The 18,671-nt window shown below is 41.5% G+C and carries 18 protein-coding genes; 11 read left to right on the top strand and 7 right to left on the bottom strand.

Annotated features, from left to right (window positions below):
* Window positions 1-187: 187 nt before the first annotated feature.
* Window positions 188-1,462 carry a bifunctional phosphopantothenoylcysteine decarboxylase/phosphopantothenate--cysteine ligase CoaBC gene (gene coaBC, locus NI469_RS13635; protein WP_253175508.1) on the bottom strand — a complete coding sequence of 425 codons (1,275 nt, stop codon included), beginning with the start codon at window positions 1,460-1,462 and terminating at the stop codon, window positions 188-190.
* A 113-nt stretch (window positions 1,463-1,575) separates the two neighbouring features.
* Between coaBC and radC the strand changes: the two genes are divergently transcribed.
* Together radC and NI469_RS13625 are read left to right on the top strand one after the other, a co-directional pair.
* The gene (gene radC / locus NI469_RS13630) at window positions 1,576-2,289 is read left to right on the top strand and encodes a RadC family protein (protein WP_253175506.1); all 714 of its coding nucleotides are present in this window, start codon (window positions 1,576-1,578) and stop codon (window positions 2,287-2,289) included.
* Between the two features lie 61 nt (window positions 2,290-2,350).
* Entirely contained in the window at window positions 2,351-3,262 is a 912-nt protein-coding gene (locus tag NI469_RS13625) for a bestrophin family protein (protein WP_004733710.1), read from the top strand.
* 84 nt (window positions 3,263-3,346) lie between these two features.
* On the opposite strand, the gene NI469_RS13620 is transcribed toward NI469_RS13625, so the two are convergent.
* Entirely contained in the window at window positions 3,347-4,198 is an 852-nt protein-coding gene (locus NI469_RS13620; RefSeq protein ID WP_253138215.1) for a PHP domain-containing protein, read from the bottom strand.
* Between the two features lie 44 nt (window positions 4,199-4,242).
* On the opposite strand from NI469_RS13620, the gene NI469_RS13615 reads away from it, so the two are divergent.
* Genes NI469_RS13615 through mnmC form a run of 4 tightly spaced genes read left to right on the top strand, consistent with a single transcriptional unit; the run spans window position 4,243 to window position 7,638 of the window.
* Window positions 4,243-4,854 (top strand): septation protein IspZ, encoded by a 612-nt coding sequence (locus NI469_RS13615; protein WP_004733705.1) that lies wholly within the window; start codon window positions 4,243-4,245, stop codon window positions 4,852-4,854.
* Between the two features lie 28 nt (window positions 4,855-4,882).
* Entirely contained in the window at window positions 4,883-5,185 is a 303-nt protein-coding gene (locus NI469_RS13610; protein WP_004281605.1) for a YciI family protein, read from the top strand.
* A gap of 5 nt (window positions 5,186-5,190) precedes the next feature.
* Window positions 5,191-5,700 (top strand): SH3 domain-containing protein, encoded by a 510-nt coding sequence (locus tag NI469_RS13605; RefSeq protein WP_005101791.1) that lies wholly within the window; start codon window positions 5,191-5,193, stop codon window positions 5,698-5,700.
* Between the two features lie 39 nt (window positions 5,701-5,739).
* A complete protein-coding gene (gene mnmC / locus NI469_RS13600; RefSeq protein ID WP_253175504.1) occupies window positions 5,740-7,638 on the top strand; it encodes a bifunctional tRNA (5-methylaminomethyl-2-thiouridine)(34)-methyltransferase MnmC2/FAD-dependent 5-carboxymethylaminomethyl-2-thiouridine(34) oxidoreductase MnmC1 in 1,899 nt (632 codons plus the stop codon).
* 174 nt (window positions 7,639-7,812) lie between these two features.
* Here the strand turns inward: mnmC and NI469_RS13595 are convergent, their stop codons facing one another.
* Window positions 7,813-8,127 (bottom strand): rhodanese-like domain-containing protein, encoded by a 315-nt coding sequence (locus NI469_RS13595; RefSeq protein WP_005101788.1) that lies wholly within the window; start codon window positions 8,125-8,127, stop codon window positions 7,813-7,815.
* A 91-nt stretch (window positions 8,128-8,218) separates the two neighbouring features.
* On the opposite strand from NI469_RS13595, the gene NI469_RS13590 reads away from it, so the two are divergent.
* Window positions 8,219-8,707 carry a YajQ family cyclic di-GMP-binding protein gene (locus NI469_RS13590; protein ID WP_253175502.1) on the top strand — a complete coding sequence of 163 codons (489 nt, stop codon included), beginning with the start codon at window positions 8,219-8,221 and terminating at the stop codon, window positions 8,705-8,707.
* Window positions 8,708-8,735: 28 nt separating this feature from the next.
* The gene (locus NI469_RS13585) at window positions 8,736-9,239 is read left to right on the top strand and encodes a DUF4442 domain-containing protein (RefSeq protein WP_253175495.1); all 504 of its coding nucleotides are present in this window, start codon (window positions 8,736-8,738) and stop codon (window positions 9,237-9,239) included.
* Between the two features lie 61 nt (window positions 9,240-9,300).
* Here the strand turns inward: NI469_RS13585 and NI469_RS13580 are convergent, their stop codons facing one another.
* The 3 genes from NI469_RS13580 to NI469_RS13570 are packed head-to-tail and all read right to left on the bottom strand — an operon-like array spanning window position 9,301 to window position 11,075.
* Window positions 9,301-9,741 (bottom strand): acyl-CoA thioesterase, encoded by a 441-nt coding sequence (locus NI469_RS13580; RefSeq protein WP_276534104.1) that lies wholly within the window; start codon window positions 9,739-9,741, stop codon window positions 9,301-9,303.
* A 5-nt stretch (window positions 9,742-9,746) separates the two neighbouring features.
* Window positions 9,747-10,178, bottom strand: a complete 432-nt coding sequence (trxC, locus tag NI469_RS13575; protein ID WP_005101783.1) for a thioredoxin TrxC — start codon at window positions 10,176-10,178, stop codon at window positions 9,747-9,749.
* Window positions 10,179-11,075 (bottom strand): alpha/beta hydrolase, encoded by an 897-nt coding sequence (locus NI469_RS13570; RefSeq protein ID WP_253175492.1) that lies wholly within the window; start codon window positions 11,073-11,075, stop codon window positions 10,179-10,181.
* Window positions 11,076-11,200: 125 nt separating this feature from the next.
* Here NI469_RS13570 and NI469_RS13565 point away from each other — a divergent pair, with 125 nt between their 5' ends.
* Together NI469_RS13565 and NI469_RS13560 are read left to right on the top strand one after the other, a co-directional pair.
* Window positions 11,201-11,536 carry a protein tyrosine phosphatase family protein gene (locus tag NI469_RS13565; RefSeq protein WP_004281596.1) on the top strand — a complete coding sequence of 112 codons (336 nt, stop codon included), beginning with the start codon at window positions 11,201-11,203 and terminating at the stop codon, window positions 11,534-11,536.
* The gene (locus NI469_RS13560) at window positions 11,529-11,951 is read left to right on the top strand and encodes a protein tyrosine phosphatase family protein (RefSeq protein ID WP_253175490.1); all 423 of its coding nucleotides are present in this window, start codon (window positions 11,529-11,531) and stop codon (window positions 11,949-11,951) included. Before NI469_RS13565 ends, NI469_RS13560 begins: the two co-directional genes overlap by 8 nt.
* A 157-nt stretch (window positions 11,952-12,108) precedes the next feature.
* Here the strand turns inward: NI469_RS13560 and NI469_RS13555 are convergent, their stop codons facing one another.
* A complete protein-coding gene (locus tag NI469_RS13555) occupies window positions 12,109-16,905 on the bottom strand; it encodes a hypothetical protein (RefSeq protein WP_253175488.1) in 4,797 nt (1,598 codons plus the stop codon).
* A gap of 171 nt (window positions 16,906-17,076) precedes the next feature.
* On the opposite strand from NI469_RS13555, the gene NI469_RS13550 reads away from it, so the two are divergent.
* Complete coding sequence (locus NI469_RS13550) at window positions 17,077-18,468, top strand: dihydrolipoyl dehydrogenase (RefSeq protein WP_253175486.1); 1,392 nt, start codon at window positions 17,077-17,079, stop codon at window positions 18,466-18,468.
* Window positions 18,469-18,671: the final 203 nt, after the last annotated feature.

Genomic DNA, 18,671 nt, shown 5'->3' with positions numbered 1-18,671 from the left:
GGCTGCTGTAGTGGCTTATTGTTTGAATCCCAATAAGCCAACTTTCCAAAATATGCTAAAAGGCTAAGCAGATTTCGTCGAACTCAGGTTAAATATTTATGGTTTATATAGTTTTTTTGAATTAATGATAAAAAATCAGCCATAAAAAAACCCTGATGGATTCAGGGCTTTTTCGATACAGATCGTTTTAAAAATCATCATCACTGGATGGATCACGATGCAAGGCATCATGAATGGCTTCGATCAACTGCTGGGCAATCTCCTGCTTGGAGGCTTTTTCCAGATCACGTTTGTCCAACTGATAATGCTCGGCAAAGAATACTGTCATGGCATTTTCATCTGAAGCAAATCCGATATCCGCACGTGAAACATCATTGCAGGCAATCATATCCAGCTTTTTCGCGACCAGCTTTCCAGCAGCATATTCTTCAATATTGCGGGTTTCTGCAGCAAAACCGACCATAAATGGACGTTTTTCCTGCTGGGCAATAGTGGCAACAATATCCGGATTTTTCACCAAGGCTACATTCAGTTCATCACCAGCTTTCTTGATTTTATGCTCGGCTACTTCTGCCACACGATAATCGGCTACTGCAGCTGTCGCAATAAAGATATCGCAACCATTTTCCAGCATTTGCATGCTTTCATTCAGCATTTGTACAGCAGAAGAAACATTCTTACGTTTCACGCCATTTGGGGTTTCCAGACTGACCGGCCCTGCAATCAGGGTCACATTGGCTCCGGCTGCATAACAGGCTGCAGCCAGTGCAAAGCCCATTTTCCCGGTACTGTGATTGGAAATATAACGCACCGGATCAATCGCTTCGCGGGTCGGGCCTGCGGTAATCGTGACTTGTTTACCCGCAAGCAGGCCAAATTTTTCCGCAATCGCACGTTGAGCTTTATGAAAATATTCAGTTACCTGATGCGCTAAATCTTCCGGCTCAGGCATCCGGCCCAAACCTACATCCCCACAAGCCTGTGAACCCGCGTCCGGCATGATCACATGCACACCGTCTTCGATCAGTGTCGCAAGATTACGCTGCGTTGCTTTGGCTGCCCACATTTGCTGGTTCATGGCAGGTGCTACCCAGACGGGTGCTTTTGTTGCCAGATATAAAGTACTTAAGAGATCATCAGCCAGACCTGCGGCAAACTTTGCCAAGGTATCACAGCTGGCCGGTGCTACCAGCAACAGATCTGCCCAACGTGCCAGCTCGATGTGGCCCATGCCGGCTTCTGCTTCAGTATCCAGCAATTCGGTATGTACAGGATTGCCCGATAAGGCTTGAAAGGTTAAAGGTGTAATAAAAGCCTGTGCACCGTGAGTCATGACGACCCGCACATCAAATCCGGCATCTTTCAGACGACGAACCAGAATTGCACTTTTATAGGCAGCAATACCGCCACTAACGGCCAAAATGATATTTTTATGAGGAATTACACTTAGATCAAAGCTCACGAACAGATTACCTTGCTGTTGCAGTGGGGCTCACAATAGCATTAAATAATCGCATCCCCAAGAGATCAGCTTGCGGGAAAACTGATAATTCATAATAAATAAGTCTAATAACTATGCAATTTTCTATTAAAAACTGGCCGGAACAAGAACGGCCGCGAGAACGCTTAATTCAATATGGCGCAGAAAGTCTGTCCGATGCCGAGCTACTGGCTATTTTTCTACGCTCCGGTTCCCAGCAACATTCGGCAGTTGATCTGGCGCGGTTGCTGATTCAGCATTTTGGTCATTTGACTGCGTTGCTCGATGCACCTTTACAGGAAGTCAGCCAGTTTCATGGCATGGGCATCAGTAAATATACTCAACTGATGGCCGTCAAGGAACTCGGACGGCGTTACATAGCCGAGCACCTGAAACAGGATGCACTGGAACTTACCAATTCCAAGCGGCTGAGAGATTACTTACGTTTTGAACTGCTCGGTGAAACTCAGGAAGTGTTTGCCGTACTGTGTCTAGATGCCAGTCTAAGAAAAATTGCCTTTAAAAAACTGTTTTATGGCTCCATCAATGCATGTGATATTTCTATTAATCAATTGCTACGTTATGCGATTAGCCAACAGGCGACCTCGATTGTCATTGCACATAATCATCCGCTGGGGCGACCCTCTCCCTCTAAGGCCGACCTGGTGTTGACCCGCCAGATTCAACAGGCCTGCCAGCTGGTGGATATCTATCTGATTGACCATTGCATTATCGCTTTAGAGGGCAGTTTTTCCTTTGCTGAGCAGCAACTCATCAAATCATCAAACCGGAAATGCAGTATTGAATAGCACTTGACAAAGCAGGCACAACTCCACAAGATCATGAAAAAAATTGTGATGATTCCAATAAATGATCGTACGTGACCAGCCGACTGTTTTTAAACTGCTGTTTTCCTGGCGGGGGACGATTTTACCTAAAGTTTTGCCACCTTTAGGCGTAGTGATGCTGATGTCAGCCATCATCGGTGGCTTGTCACATATTGGCTATTTTCATTTTCCAGAATTACCCCTGGTCGGATTTACCCTGATTGGAGTGGTACTGTCTATTTTTCTTGGTTTTAAAAATACCGCCTGTTATGACCGCTGGTGGGAAGCGCGCAAACTTTGGGGAATTCTAATTGCCAATTCACGTCATTTTGACCGTGATTGCCGGATGCTGTCTCAAGGTCGCCGTGAGCGTGTGATTCAGCATGTGATTGTCTTTGCCAATGTACTCCGCGATCGCCTACGCCATCAAACAGCCAATCCGACTGAACTGGTTGAAACCAGCGGCATGAGCCAGCAGGCGGTGACCCAACTCTATCAGCAGGCCAATGCGCCGCAATATACCTTAAGCCTGATTCAATGGGAGTTAATGCAGGCGCTTAAAGAAGGTGAAATCTCCGATATCATCTATATGCAGATGAATAATCATGTGGCGGAACTAAGTATTGTCCAGACTGGTTGTGACCGGATTGCGACGACGCCTTTGCCTTTTGCCTATTCGGTCTTGCTCAATCGTACCGTCTATTTTTTCTGTTTTATTTTACCTTTTAGTTTAGGTTCAACGCTTGGTCTGTTTACGCCTTTACTGGTTGGAATTTTGGCTTATACCTTTTTAGGATTAGATGCTCTAAGTTCGGAAATTGAAGAGCCTTTTGGTACTCAGAGTAATGACTTGCCGCTGGACTCGATGGTACGTACGATTGAAATTGAACTGTTAGGGACTTTAGGTAAACCGACGCCACCACCGATTCAGGCTCAAGATCATAATTTGCTTTAATTTATAATTCTCTCCTCGCCCTTTGTTATTAGTAGCGAAGGGAAAATCTTCTCTCAAATGAAAAAGATCGAGGTAAAGGAATGACTAAACAAAACTCTCCCAAATCCCGACCTGCCCCGGTTTAAGACTCGGGACATTACCGAGTTTAATCCAGGGCATATGATCGCCATGAAAATCACTGCCAATCGAAACTTTAAGATCATGTTCAGCAATCATTCGATCCACCATCTGCCGGGTGGAACTTGGTTCAATCGCCGGTGGCAGCTCGACGGCATCTCCACCGAACTTGGCAAAGATCTCGATCAGGTAGCGAATATTGGTCGCAGATAAATCATATTTGGTCGGATGTGCCAGTATCGCAAAACCACCACTTTCATGAATCACCTGAATCGTGTCTTCAAGACTCAAGCCATCAAATTTGACATAAGCTTTCTTGCCTTCCTTGATGTATTTATCAAAAGCCTGTTGCGGACGCGTCACAATCCCCTTTTCTACCAGCGTTTTGGCAATATGGGTCCGTGTCACCCGATCAGGGATATGGTCGACTTTGACCAGTACATCAGCATAAATATCTTCACCAATTAAAGGAACCAGCAGATCACAAATCTGTTTAGAACGTTCAGCCCGGATTTTCTTTTGCTGATTGAGGGCTTTTTGTAAAGGCTCAGGATTTTGCATATTTAGCGCGACGATATGCACGCCATAGTTTTTCTTGGTGGCAGGACGTGACCATTGGCTGGATATTTCCACCCCGGAAATGATCTTAATCTCATGATTTTTGGCAGCTTCTTCCGCTAATACCAAACCGTCCATGGTGTCATGATCCGTCAGGGCCAAAGTATGGACAAGTTTTTCCACAGCCGCTTCGACCAATTGCTGAGGACTGAAAGTTCCATCAGAAATATTACTATGTGTATGTAAATCTACGCCGTGCATCTCTATACTATGACATTTATTTGATCAGATTTAGATACTCTAACATGAAAGCACTTTTAGACTTTGTGCCACTCATTATTTTCTTTTATTTATATAAAACTGTAGATCCAAAAGACACTGACCATCAATTGCTGCAATTGATCGGTTCTGCGGGGGGTGTCGACAATAATAATATTCTTGTTGCAACCACAGGTCTGATTATTTCCATGCTGGTCGTCTATGGTGCGTTATTTGTCATGCAAAAATTCCGTCTGGACAAGCAGCAATGGATTGTCTTGTTCATGACGGTGATTTTTGGTGGCATCACCCTGATCCTCAGTGATGATTTCTATATCCGTCTGAAAGCCGTGTTATTGAATCTGGTCTTTGCAGGTGTATTCTTCCTGTCCCCTTGGTTTAGCAAGGATAAAAAGCCTCTGATCCAGCGGTTATTTGGTCCAGTATTCAATCTAAGTGAAAAAGGCTGGTTCAAGCTGAACTATGCTTGGGTTGCCATGTTCGTACTGATGTCATTTCTGCATACCTTTTTCGCCTATTTGTGGATGGATGGAAAATATTGGGGCGAATTTACCGCATTCGGTGACATGATCGTGATGTTTTCCTTTATCATTATTCAGTTTATTGTATTGCGCAAATACTTTAAGACCGCTGAATAAGTCCAACTACAAACGATTGAGAGTCATCATGCCATTATTCGTCGTTAGCTGTACCGATCGGGAAGGTACAGTTGAAAAACGCCTCGCGATTCGTCCACAACATCTTGCACGTCTGGAACAGTTAAATGCTGAAGGCCGCCTGATTGTTGCAGGTGCCATGCCTAAAGATCCAGCCAATCCACAGGCCGGTTTTTATGGCAGTACCATTATTGTCGACTTTGACAGTCGTGAAGCGCTGGATACATGGCTACAGGATGAACCTTTCTTAAAAGAAGGTGTGTACGAACACATCGATGTCAAACCATTCAATAAAGCATTCCCTCAAGGATAAGGTTCATGCGTGTTGTTACTGCCAGTATCATTGGCCTATGTTTTATGATTTCTCCAGTATGGGCAGTCGAAGTTGCGCCTGCTCCTGTGATTCAGGAAAATCAGACAGCACAACCTCAAGGGACAGCGGCGACTGCCCAAACCCAGTCTACGCCGAAACCTGCCATTATTCCTGCCGTAGCGACTTCTGCCCAGCCAGTGCCACCTGCCGAGAATAAACCTTTAACTGCAGAAGAAATCGCCAAGCTGAAAGCCCAGCAAGAGGCCAAGGTCAAAGCCTTGGTCAAAGATCAGGCCACCCGTTTGCAGCAACTGGAAAAAGCCAATCTGGAAGCACTATCGCAAAATCAGGAATTGCAGCTCAAGAATGACAACCTGGGTGTTCAGGTACAGGTGCTGCAAAGTGAACGCAGTGCGCAGATGTTCCTCTACGGTGCAGCAACATTGGCTGTCGGTGTATTGCTTGGCTTCCTGATCGCGAGCTATGTTTATACCAAACGCCGTCGTCAATGGTAAGCTATAGTCCTTCCCGATATTTTTAAGGTTGTACCCGTTTTGTCGCACGCAATTCAAACTGCCGATCTGGATTGGCAATTGGTGGATGGCATTGATGTGCCTGTGTCCAAGCAATTTGGTGATGTGTATTTTTCCAAAGACAATGGCTTGCTGGAAGCCCGGCATGTCTTTTTAAATGGCAATGATCTCAGTACGCGTCTGGCAGATTTAAAACCTTTTGAATATTTCTGTGTCGGTGAAACGGGTTTTGGTACTGGTTTAAATATTCTGGCCCTGTGGCAGCTCTGGCAACAGGTGCGTCCGGACAATCACAGTCATCTGCATGCGATTTCAGTTGAAAAATTCCCTCTTTCTAAAACCGATCTGATTCGAGCCTTAAATGCCTGGCCAGAACTCAAGCCTTTAGCTCATCAACTCATCTCTCAATATCCAATGCCAATTGCCGGTTGTCATCGTCTCAGCTTTCCTGAAGAGCGTTTCAGTCTGGATCTGTGGCTGGGAGATGCACATGATGTCTTTCCTGTCATTGAAAAAACTGCACCAGTTAATGCCTGGTTTCTGGATGGCTTCGCACCTTCATGTAATCCGGATATGTGGGAAGAAAATGTTTTAAATAATATCGTGCGTTTATCCGAGATTGGGACGACTTTTGCTTCTTTTAGCGTCGCAGGTGTCTTAAAGCGTGGTTTAAAAAATCATGGGATTTCAATTTCCCGCCCACGTGGTTTTAAGCATAAGCGTGAAATGCTGAAAGCGATCTGGAATCCGGCTGAGGAAAGCAACCCATCTTCAGCGCAGGAAACAACTCAAAAAAAAACTGAGCGAGATACAAAGACCAATATCAGACCTCGTCAAATCGCTGTGATTGGCGCTGGAATCGGTGGTTTAAGTAGCGCATGGGCATTCGCTCAACGCGGTCATCAAGTCACGATCTACGACCAGTCAGCGCCCCTCTCCGGAGGTTCTGGCAATCCACTGGCTTTGCTCAATCCCAAACTCTGTCCAGTTGAGCAAAGTGCTGAACATCTGATGACCTTGGCCTGGCAACATGCCTTAAATCATTATCAAAAATTTAAAGCTTTCCGCCCGATTCAGGTGAATCAGTTCGCCTTAAAAAATCCTGAACAGCTTTTAGGATTGGCAGATGAATATCCTGAAAAAATTCTTACTGTAAAAGATACAGAAGATCAAGAGGTTCAAACCGAATTTCCAAGTTTAAAACTGTTAGAAGCTGGTGTGGTTTCACCGCCTCAATTGCGTGATGAAATTCTACAGAATGTAAATATCCGATATCAACAGGCCAAAATTAGCCATATTGAAGCTACTACAAAACCTCAGCTATTTTCAGATGAACAGGATCTAGGTGAATTTGATCATGTGATTGTCTGTACTGCGCGAGATACAACACAATTCTTTGCAGATTATCCGGCTCTGAAACCGATTCGTGGACAGGTCAGTTGGCTCAACAATAAAACTCAACCTTTAAGCCAAAATACAGCCTATAGCTACGGTGGCTATTGTATGCAGCTGGATGCTGAACATCTGATCTTGGGTGCTTCTTTCTATCCAGGTCGAGATGATATCGAGGTGTTAGCAGAAGACCATGTACACAACTACGAATTGATCCACAGTGTATTCCCAGAATATGCACAGTCATTAGCTTCTACCGATACCTGGCAAGGTCGTGCATCGGTACGCGCGCAAAGTCAGGATTATTTTCCCCTACTGGGTAAAATGAAAGCGGATGAGGAAGTTTATAGCTTTGCTGGTCTCGGTTCTAAAGGCTTTCTGTTTGCGCCGCTCTGTAGTGAAATTCTGGCAGCCCAGATTCTCGGCGAAGCCTGTCCGGTGCCATCCAGTTTAGTAAAAAAACTCAGTGTGACCCGTTTTCAAAAGAAAGTGAAAATGAAGAAACCGTATTTTAAGCTACAAATTTAATTACTATTTTGAATGAATCCCCCTAAATCCCCCTTTAAAAAAGGGGGGACTTTTCTCTACTTTTATGAATAAATAGAATAGATGTAGCTCCTCCCTTTAGAAAAGGGAGGTTGGGAGGCATTAAATCTCACCCATTAAAAAAGCGCCTTGCGGCGCTTTTTTTTGACAGAATGCTTATACACCCTGTTCAAGCGGTAAGCCTGCATCACGGGCAGCACGAGTACCACCCATCAGAATGACATATTCACGTGAGCTGTCAAAACCCTCTAGTTTTTCCGCAGCACGTGGAGCTTTACTGCCCCCACCACACAAGATGTAAATGGGTTGATCCGCTGACACCTGAGTTAGGCTTTCTGCTGAAAGATCGTTAATGGGCTGATTTACCGCCCCTTTCACGTGTGCTTCAGCAAAAGCACTTGAATCGCGTACATCCCAGATAATTGCATTTTCTGGGAACTCAAATGTTGTAATTTCTTGTTTACGGATCATTGCGCACTCCTTTGATGTAAACAACACTTGGCAAATGAAGAAAACATCCCTAGCATCTCAGATATTCTTTCCCTTTGTAAAGGTCTAAACTATGCCTTCTTTCGATATTGTTTCTGAATTAGAAATTTTTGAAGTAAATCATGCGGTTCAAAACACCCAAAAAGAAATTGCGACCCGCTTTGATTTCCGTGGTCAGGACGTTTCTATTGAACTGAATGAAAAAAACAAGGAAATCAAAATCTCGACTGAAAGCGATTTCCAGTGTGAACAAGTCTATAGCATGCTGGAAAGTCATTTCTTTAAACGCAAAGTCGATATTCAGGCGCTTGATCCACAAAAAATGACGGCTTCTGGCAAAAATGTGATTCAGGTGATCAAGCTTAAAGATGGGCTTGACTCAGATACCGCAAAAAAAATTAATAAAGCCATTAAAGAAAGTGGGATTAAGGCGCAATCTTCTATTCAAGGCGACAAGATTCGTGTGACTGATAAAAAACGCGATACCTTGCAGCAAGTGATGGCATACCTGAAAGAACAGCAATTTGGTTTGCCTTTACAGTTCAATAACTTTAAAGATTAAGACCGTACTGTGTCTTGAAGAAGGAATTATGACGCATCGCAATCGACTGACTAAACTGGTGAATGCCACGTCCAGATTACCACAAGGTATTCGAAGTACTTTATTGAGTAGAACCTTTGGCCGAATCGTTCCTATGGTCGGCTCTGCCAAGCTTCGCTATGTAGAGCTAAGTCCAGCAAAAGTCGTGGTCAAAATCGCCAATCATAAAGCTATGCAGAACCATATTGGTCAGGTGCATGCCTGCGCGATGGCTTTACTGGCAGAAACAGCGACCGGCTTTGTCACAGCAATGAATGTACCTGATACAGCAATTATGTTGATTAAAAGTTTAAAAGTCGATTTTAAACGTCCAACCCAAGGTGCCATGACTGCAATCGCTACCTTGACGCCTGAGCAGCAAGCCTTAATGCAAAGTTCAGATAAAGGTGAGACACTGGTTCAAGTCATCGTTACCGATGAATCCGATGAAGCACCGATTCAATGTGAAATGCTTTGGGCCTGGTTTGCCAAGAGCCAGCTCAAGAAATCATAATTTCTTCTTTTAAACAAAAAAAATCCCAGATATTAAATCTGGGATTTTTTATTTCAGGTCATCATTGTGCTGATTGCGATTCTAAAAGTTTCTGTTTGGCTTCTTCTGGAATCAGACGTTTGTTGCCTTTGACATCTACAGCAACAAAGGTAAATACACCTTCAGTTACCCGAATCGGTGGGCGTGAATCATCATGACTGTCCCAAACCTCGATTTCCATCTGGATGGAGGTATTGCCGACTTTTAAAATTTTGGTATAGCAGCTAATCACATCACCGACTTTTACCGGAACCAGGAAGGTCATCTGGTTAATCGAAATCGTGGCACAACGTCCCTTTGAAAATCGTTCTGCGTGAATCGCGCCTGCCAAGTCCATTTGTGAAACGATCCAGCCACCAAAGACATCACCACTCCAGTTGGTATCTGCAGGCATTGCAATCGTCTGTAGGGAAAGAATCCCCTCTGGTCTTACTTGAAAATCTGACACTTTCACTCCAGGCATTTGAATTAGGGTTGGGTATTTAACTGCTGATCAAGCCATTTTTGCAGCTCGCTTGATCGTAATGCACCGCTTATTCTAGCAATTTCGTTGCTTTTATTCATCAACACCAGCGTCGGAATACTGCGAACATTAAATGCCGAACTTAAGCGAGGATTCGCTTCTGTATCAATTTTTGCAAAAACCACATTTGGATATTGCTGGGCGACAGTCGCAAAATGCGGTGCCATCATTTTACAGGGACCACACCATTCTGCCCAGAGATCAATCAGGATTGGCAAGTCACTATGCGTGACAAACTGGCTGAAATTCTGCTCATTCAGCTCAATTGGTACCAGTGGAATCAGGGCTTGATGACATTGACCACAAGCAGGGTTGGCAGTGAGTTTATCTTCAGGGACACGGTTTTTGGCCAGACATTCCGGACATACAATAATCATCTAGCGCACTCCAATATGTTGATGTAAGAATTCTAATTGGGTCGAAACTGCTTTTTCAAACCATTCCCCATGATAAATATCAAAATGCCGGATATTCCACTCATGATATTGCACAAATGGTGCAATATTGGTCGCAGCTTCACGACTGGATTCAATGGGAATCAGACTATCCAGTTTTGCCGCAATAAACAGGACTGGAATGTTAATCTTTCTGACTTCCTGAATCGGTCGATAGCGCATCAGTTTAAAGAATGCCCGTGCAGGAATATGACCACTCCAGTAATAATCCGGATTGACAATCGACAGATAACCTTCATAACTGTCCTGTGTCGGCATAAAACATAGCTCATGCGGATCAACTACAGGTAAGGTTTTTGGTGCCATACCAACCTTGGCCCCCATATAATCCTGACTGGAAACTTTAAGCGCCTTGGGGAGTTGCTGTAAAGGATATAGTTGGGCACTTTCAGCCCCATCGACAAAAGGCACCTGTACCATCGCCGCCTGAATATTTTTCAGCTCTGCTGCAAGTGTCAATACATGCCCACCACTTAAGGCCGTACCCCAGAGCACGATCCGTTTACTGTCAATCGATTTGCGTTCCTGAATATGTCTGATCATGGTTCGCCAGTCATCGAGCTGGGCATTGATCGACACCAGTTCACGTGGACGCCCAGTGCTGCCGCCCCAATAGCGATAGTCAAATAAAACCACCGCATAGCCGGCACTGGCAAAACGCTGGGCATATTGCACCAGTTTAAATTGACGTAAGGCAGCCAGACCATGAGCCATCAGGATTACGGCCGGTTTTTCTATATTTTTAGGCCGATAAAAATCTGCAGCAATCACGTCCTGACCGCTTTTGACATACAGTGGTTCAACTGTATAAGCCTGCATACGCGCTCCATTGCGTTATCTTATGGTTATCATCATTTATAAAAATTTCAGAACAGGTTCAGCATGTTTTCAGCTTAATGCTATCATAAAGCATATCGATATAAATGAAATGATGGAGTGGCGTCATGAGCGAAAATGTAGGTTTTGCAGGTCAGATTGGTCCTGAGCACGTAACTCAAGTGGTTGAGAAAGGTTTTAAATCCATTATCAACAACCGTCCGGACATGGAAGGGGGTTCTGAGCAGCCAACCAGTGCACAAATCGAGGAAGCTGCACGCAATGCCGGTCTGGATTATGTATTCCAGCCAGTAGTAGCCGGTCAGATTACTGAGCTTGATGTACGCACTTTTGCCAATCATTATAATGAATTGCCAAAACCTATCTTGATGTTCTGTCGTACTGGAAACCGCTCGAATAATTTATATCAGCTGGCAAAACAGATGGATCTGCTGGATGACTAAGTTGTTTTGGAAAGGTGTGGTATTGGCAGCCTGTTTTAGCTGTATTACCCCTGTTTTTGCTGTAAATGATCTTAGCCGTGCGCTGACTTCTACGGTGAGTGTCACAGGGCAAATGACACCAAGCAAGTTTCAACATTTGATTCAGCAAGGTTTCAAATCTGTGATTGTGAATCGTCCTGATCAGGAAACTGGTAATAATGTTACGGTGAGTCAATTACGCTCTATTGCGGAAAAATCTCAAGTGAGTGTGATTTATCAACCTGTAGTGAGTGGCCAAATTTCTCAAGCCAACATTGAGGAATTTGCGCGATATTATAATGAGCTGCCTAAACCGATTTTGATGGTTTGCCGGAGTGGTACACGTTCAGCAGCCTTGTTTAATCAGGCTAAATCTCAAGGATTGATCCATGAATAAGTTATTGATTATTGTATGTTGTAGTTTGGCTTTTGCCGGTTGTAGCTCGATGAATTTGAAGCCGACTGTGGGTGTAAATGTGGGAACTTCGATTTAAATTTTTTAAATTTCAGCCCTCATAAAAAAAACAGCGCCGAAGCGCTGTTTTTTTATACATTTATTGACAGCTTCCTAAAATACCATAAGGACTAGTTCTATTTGGTGCGGAATTTCCATTAGCTAAATAATCTTCACTAAGTGCAGGTAATCTGAAGGTAATATTGCCACGAGTTGGTGTTTGTAGCACAGTAGCATTCGCTTCAATATTTACAGTCACCCAATACGCATTCGCTTTTGGATATTCAATATTAAAATCAAACCGTCCTGCACCATCTGTCCGATACTTGGCACCTGTTAATGTATTTTCACCATCTAAGAATCTCACTACACGTAAAGCCTGACCATTAACAACCCAAGTGGTTGTGTTAGGATTAATTATACAGTTTGTAACATCATTATATGCTTGTAGCTGGCTTGGCAAAGAACCGTTCATAGGGTAATAGAACGTATATGGTGCAATCCAACCTTTCAGACTATCAAATGGGTAATCGCCTTTTGGTTCAAGTACACCGTTCTGAAGTTCCCATGGTTGCTGTAAAATTTCATAACGCCATTGACCTAACGTGTATTGTGTTGGACGAGTAGCCAAAGTTACTTCATGGTTAATAATTGGTTTACCCTCACTATCTACCAATTGGGCTGAGCCTCTTAATCGGTAGTAAATACCATTAGACTCAACAAGACCATTAGATGCTACATTGATAGCAAGTGATGGCTGAATATTTACATCAGAGCGAACAACCATCAAAACGTATGGTTCCGTAATTTTAAGCTTATTTTTATCTGTTACTGTAGCATTAACAGTAAATCCATCTCGATCTAAAGTTATGATATCTGATGGGCTAAGTAAGCGTCTATCTAGAATAATTTTAAATTTTGCAAAACCAGATTCATCACTTTCAACTGTTGATGGACCAGAAATATAGCCTAAATTGTTTGGTAGGCTTAGAGTTACTGCCTTTTCTGCAACACTTGCACCATCCGTATCAGAGACCAGTACAGAAAGTTCAAACTCGTCACCGTTAATATTGAGACGATTTTTATTGCTTAAAAATTTAAGTACTAATTGAGGTTCAGCAGTCTCAGTAGTGCGTATATTTAGACTACTTATTGTTCTTGCTACCTTACCAGCAGCATTAATATGTCTGGCTTCTAATAATATTTGGGAAAGATTTGCCTCATCTGGTACAGTTACTTCAAAAGTAGCTTCACCAAATTCATTTGTTATTACTCTAGAACTTCCGCGAATCGTTGCATCAGGATTATTTGTTAGTCTGAGCGTAACAGGCTGATTTGCAACCCCACCATTATTATCATCTAAAAGTTTAACTGTTACTAAAGCAGAATCACCTGTATTTAATAATGTTGTTTTGGAGCGTTGTATAGCTAAATGATTATTATTGATTTCTTCAGCAACAGAGATCGTTAAATCATTACTAGATCGTAGTACGCCATTCGGTAATCTAATATTGGCTCTTACAGTAATACCACTATCCATTAATCGTGCACGCTGTTCAGGTGTTAGAGTAGATGGAACTGTTAATATAGCTTTAGCATTCCCATTCGCATCTACTGCAAAAGTTGTAGCATTCAGACTTAAACCATTAATTGCACCATCTATAACCTCTAAATTTACAGGATAGCCAGTAACCTTAATATCATTACTTACAACTCTAATTCCGATATCAATATCACCACCTAATTCAGTAATAGTATCTGTAGAGGAACCAGTAAGAAATACATTTATTGCTTGCTGAGGCACAAGTACCTGAATTGTATTTACTTGGCTTATAGTAGTACCATTGCTTGAATTTAATGTAGATACAGCATAGGTAATACCAGATCTAACCATATCCTCTTCAATCGAACCAGGTGCTACATTTAGTTTGAAATATGCATAGCCTTGAGCATTTGTTATACCAGTGTTCTGATCAACTGTTACACGAGAAGAGACATTTTGAGTTAAAGCAAATGCAACAGACTTACCCTCTAATCCTGTACCATTTGCATCTACAGCCCGAACAGCAACAACTACCTCACCACCAAGACCACTTACCGTTGGTGCACTTGCATTAATCAGTAATTGATCAATTAAAGTAATTGGGGTTGCTGGCTCCGTTACCATGATGCGATAAGTATTATTAATTGATACGCCATCTGTACGTTTATGAACTGCTGCTAAGGTAATACCACTTTCTACCAAATTCTTAATAGCATCTAAGTTTTGAGCATTCACATTTATAGTGAAATTCGCGATACCATTATCATTTGTTTTAACATTGTTAGTACCTGTAAAAGTCACACCATTTTGTGTTGCAACTTCATTTAATCCTAAACCGATAGATTGATTTTTGGCAGGTGTACCATCTGTATTAAACGCTTGTAATGTAAAGGTAACTGTTTTATTTCCTGATGCAGTTACTGTACCAGTATTCGATGTAATTTGAATACGCTGGAGCTGGACAGTGGTCGATTCATTATTTGAATTTTTTAAATACAATTGAGTATTATTAAATTTCTCCCCAACAGCGGCTTTTAACTTAACGCCATTACCTGATGTTAGTTTAGAAATGAGTTGTTTATCATTAGTAGCATTGTATGACAAAGTAAATTCTGCGTATCCATCTTGACCTGTAGGTTTTTCTGAACCACCTACGATTGAAAGAGGAATTACACCATTCAACATTAAATCAGAGAGATTTGCAATTGATAGTTTTACAGGCTGACCGGCTAAAGTAGCACCTTCTACATTCAAGGCTTTCACACGAATAGTTGTTTGACCAGATTTAATAACATCTAAAATTGCATCTTGCTGTAATGAATCAATGGCAACATAGGCAACGCTATCTTTAGGACTAACGACTAAATCTTCTTGTACTTGAATTAACATACTGTTGGTAACAGTGGTTTGGTCAGCTAGTTTAGTAGATACACCAATTCCAATACCTTGTTGTACAAGATTTTCAATTGCTGCAGTATTAGCTGCATTTGTTTTAACTTTAAAAGTTGCCTGACCTTTAGCATCTGTTGGCTGAGTATTTGAGCCTATAAATGTAACTCCATTTTTTACGGCATTTTCACTTAAAGCAAATGCAATAATTTTTTGTGAAGCAGGTTCCCCAGCATTGTTGATGGCTTTCACTGTAATCTCAAATTCACCACCTTGAGCAGCAACAACACCTTTAGTTGACATTAATTCTAGACGCTGGATATCAAATAACGGATCCTGTACATCAGTCTTTGAAGTCAACGTAATAGTATTAGGTTGAGTTATTTTCACATTTTTTGTATTCGTATGTGTAACAGTCAGTTGAAGACCTTCTGCAATCAACTTTTTGAATACATCTTCATTTCCTAATTTATTAAATACCAAATCAAAAGTGACTTCACCTTTCTCATTAGTGGTAAGCGATGATGAAGAATTTGATATTACCCCAAGTATATCCGAATCTTTAATATTCAACTGTATACTTTGATTTGCAACAGCACCACCATATTCATCAACAGCTTTAATGGTAACCTTACCCTCCCCTTCAGAGATATCCATCTGATTTGTTAAGAAAGTTAAATGTGAAACAGCTTCATTCATATTCGCAACAGCTGTTAATTTATGTTGCTGAACCGTGCTTTTATTCAACACATCAACGACGGTAGCTTTTAAGGAAATACCATATTCAGCTAATAATCTTTGTGTACTAGTATTATTTTCTAAAACTGACACATCAAATTTTGCCACACCATTTTTATCTGTGAATACGGTTGGTCTTAAAATACTGGTACCATAAGAAGAAGCATTAATAGCAACTTGTTCTGAGCCTACTGTTTTTACTGAATCAACAATTTCTAGATTTACACGTTGATTTGCGACAGGTAAACCTTCAGGGTTAAGTACTACTACTTCTACAAGGGCATTACCGTTAGATGCATTGATTTTATTGTTAGACACATCAGTATTAAAAACGATTTTATCAACAATACCGACAGCAGATCGAACACTAAGATTTGAAGTTTGAGTAGCAACTGCCCCCTCGCTATCAACCAAAATAGCATTTAAAGTTAAACCGTCTTTTACTAATAATTCTCGATCAGCTTCCTTACCTGCCAATAATTTTAATTTAAATGTTACATAACCATCATTATTTGTGGAAAGTTCTGATTGGCTAGAAAGGGAAAAAATATTTTGCTTGTCTTTAGGAATAGATAATGAGATCTTTTGATTTGCGACTCCGCCGCCATTCACATCTCTTGCTCTCAGCTTAACTTCCGTTTCGCCACCGGTTACATTAATTGCATTAATAGGCTCAAATACCACTTCCAGTTTACTTTGAGCCACATTTTCAGTACCCCCTGTAATACCAATCAAATGTGATTGAGTAATACTAGTCCCAACAATTGACCCTGTAAGATTAAGATTTTTAATTTCAGCTGTAATCTCAGGAACAGTAAGTGTAAAACTGGCATAACCTGTTTCATCTGTAGTTTTTACTGATGCATCACTTGTAATGTTATATTTTTCAAAGTCTTTAATAGATAATTTAACTTCGCGACCAGCAATACCACCACCATCTTTATCAACAGCTTGTAATTTTACAATAAGTGTATCGCCTTTACGGGTAATATTTGTTTTTACATTATTCTTTTCATCAAAAGAACCTATAATAAGAGCAGCAACCTCTTTTAGCTCAGTTTGGCTACCATTATTACCGGTTGAATTCTCTCCACCCGCATTTCCACCTGAGGAGCCATTATCATAATATCCATCACTACCGCCACCACCACAAGCAACCAAAGAAATTGAAGTTGCCAAGATTGTTGTATTGACCCCAAGTTTTTTTAAATTTATAAACAAACTCATGATTTTTCCCACTGCATATAATAGTTAAGCTGCCATCAAGTTAGTCTTTTGGCTTTTACACAAAATTTACTCAAATTAGCAAAAATAAGCAATCTAGTTACATAATTTACACCAGAAACATTGTAAACCATAAATATAAATAATTATGTTATGAGACTTGGTAAACACTCTATGTACGACCTCATCATTATTGGCGCAGGCACTGCAGGAATCAGTGCTTATAACGAAGCCATCAAATATACCCAAAATATTTTAATTATCAATGATGGCCCATGGGATACGACCTGTGCACGTGTAGGTTGTATGCCTAGTAAACTGCTGATCTCTTCTGCAAATCGCATGCATGACATTCAAACTGCTGAAGAACTTGCTTTAAAGCATAACGCTGTCATTGATCCTTCAGATGTTATGCAACGTGTGCATGTCCTTAGAGAACGTTTTATTCGCGCAACCTTGAAAGGTGTCGATCAATGGGACAGCTCACATAAAATTTCCGGAAAAGCCAAATTTATTAATCCCCAAACGATCGAAGTCAATGGACAATCTTATCGGGCCAAAAGTTTTATTGTCGCTGTAGGCTCACGCCCCAATATTGATGAAACTTTAAAGCAAAAATTAAAAGACAAATACATCACTTCCAATGAAATATTTGAATTTTCCCAATTACCTAAGTCTTTAGCGATGATCGGTAGTGGAATCATTGCAATTGAATTAGCTCAAGCCATGCAACGACTAGGTGTAAAAACCACGATGTTTGCGCGTAGCCAAAAAGTGGGTGCATTAAGCAGTCCAGTTTTACAAAAACTGGCACAAGAACAATTAAGCAAAGAACTGAATATCAAATTTAAAATTTTGCCAGATAAAGTTGAAATACAAGATGATAAAGTAAAAATTAACTTTACAGAGAATGATCAGACTAAGAATATTGAAGTCGAATATGTCTTAGGCGCCACAGGTCGGCAAAGCAATATAGATCGTTTGGGTCTCAATCAGCTAGATTCCATATTTAAGGATATCAAGGACCTGCCTATAGATAAAAAAACCAAACAACTCGCAGATCTACCTATATTTATAGTCGGTGATGCCACCCCTGATGCACCCATTCAACATGAAGCCGCGCATGCGGGTAAACAGGCGGTTTATAACTGTTTAAATTATCCGGATGTAAAGCCTATTCCTGCCTTAACCCCATTGGCGATTGTATTTTGTCATCCTGGAATGGCGATTGTCGGAAAAAGTTTTAAACAGCTAGAAGATCAACACGTCGAATTTATTCGGGGATTCGTCTCTTATGAAAACCAAGGACGTGCCCTAGTTTTGGCAGAGAACTTAGGTGGAGTAGAAGTTTATTTTGATAAAAACTCCGGTAAATTACTTGGTGCAGAACTCTTCTGTTCACAAGCAGAACATCTGGCCCATTTATTAGCTTGGATGATTGATGCCGATCAGGATATTCACCAGATCCTAAAGAAACCTTTTTATCATCCTACGCTGGAAGAAGGCCTTAGAACTGCCTTTAAACATGCTCGACGTCAGTTTGATGCATTGCAAGAACAAAGTTGAGCAATCCTCCCCTTACTCGATAAGGTTAATTATCGCTCTACCTTCATATTGAACACTGTATAAAGTTAACGTTATATGAATGCTAAATAGTCAAGACAATTATCTCGCCCATAAAAAAACACCCCCTGCCTTAGCGGAGGGGGTGTTTCGAATAATGAGCTGGCGATGACTTACTCTCACATGGGTAACCCCACACTACCATC

This window comes from Acinetobacter lwoffii (genome assembly GCF_024129735.1).
GTDB lineage: Bacteria > Pseudomonadota > Gammaproteobacteria > Pseudomonadales > Moraxellaceae > Acinetobacter > Acinetobacter lwoffii_H.
Note: the sequence above shows the minus strand (reverse complement) of the source record. Positions and strands in the feature narration are given on the sequence as shown.

Coding starts and splice junctions, on each gene's coding strand:
- radC (WP_253175506.1), top strand. CDS start 1,576: ATGCAATTTTCTATTAAAAACTGGCCGGAACAAGAACGGCCGCGAGAA.
- NI469_RS13625 (WP_004733710.1), top strand. CDS start 2,351: ATGATCGTACGTGACCAGCCGACTGTTTTTAAACTGCTGTTTTCCTGG.
- NI469_RS13620 (WP_253138215.1), bottom strand. CDS start 4,198: ATGCACGGCGTAGATTTACATACACATAGTAATATTTCTGATGGAACT.
- NI469_RS13615 (WP_004733705.1), top strand. CDS start 4,243: ATGAAAGCACTTTTAGACTTTGTGCCACTCATTATTTTCTTTTATTTA.
- NI469_RS13610 (WP_004281605.1), top strand. CDS start 4,883: ATGCCATTATTCGTCGTTAGCTGTACCGATCGGGAAGGTACAGTTGAA.
- NI469_RS13605 (WP_005101791.1), top strand. CDS start 5,191: ATGCGTGTTGTTACTGCCAGTATCATTGGCCTATGTTTTATGATTTCT.
- NI469_RS13595 (WP_005101788.1), bottom strand. CDS start 8,127: ATGATCCGTAAACAAGAAATTACAACATTTGAGTTCCCAGAAAATGCA.
- NI469_RS13590 (WP_253175502.1), top strand. CDS start 8,219: ATGCCTTCTTTCGATATTGTTTCTGAATTAGAAATTTTTGAAGTAAAT.
- NI469_RS13585 (WP_253175495.1), top strand. CDS start 8,736: ATGACGCATCGCAATCGACTGACTAAACTGGTGAATGCCACGTCCAGA.
- NI469_RS13580 (WP_276534104.1), bottom strand. CDS start 9,741: ATGCCTGGAGTGAAAGTGTCAGATTTTCAAGTAAGACCAGAGGGGATT.
- trxC (WP_005101783.1), bottom strand. CDS start 10,178: ATGATTATTGTATGTCCGGAATGTCTGGCCAAAAACCGTGTCCCTGAA.
- NI469_RS13570 (WP_253175492.1), bottom strand. CDS start 11,075: ATGCAGGCTTATACAGTTGAACCACTGTATGTCAAAAGCGGTCAGGAC.
- NI469_RS13565 (WP_004281596.1), top strand. CDS start 11,201: ATGAGCGAAAATGTAGGTTTTGCAGGTCAGATTGGTCCTGAGCACGTA.
- NI469_RS13560 (WP_253175490.1), top strand. CDS start 11,529: ATGACTAAGTTGTTTTGGAAAGGTGTGGTATTGGCAGCCTGTTTTAGC.
- NI469_RS13555 (WP_253175488.1), bottom strand. CDS start 16,905: ATGAGTTTGTTTATAAATTTAAAAAAACTTGGGGTCAATACAACAATC.
- NI469_RS13550 (WP_253175486.1), top strand. CDS start 17,077: ATGTACGACCTCATCATTATTGGCGCAGGCACTGCAGGAATCAGTGCT.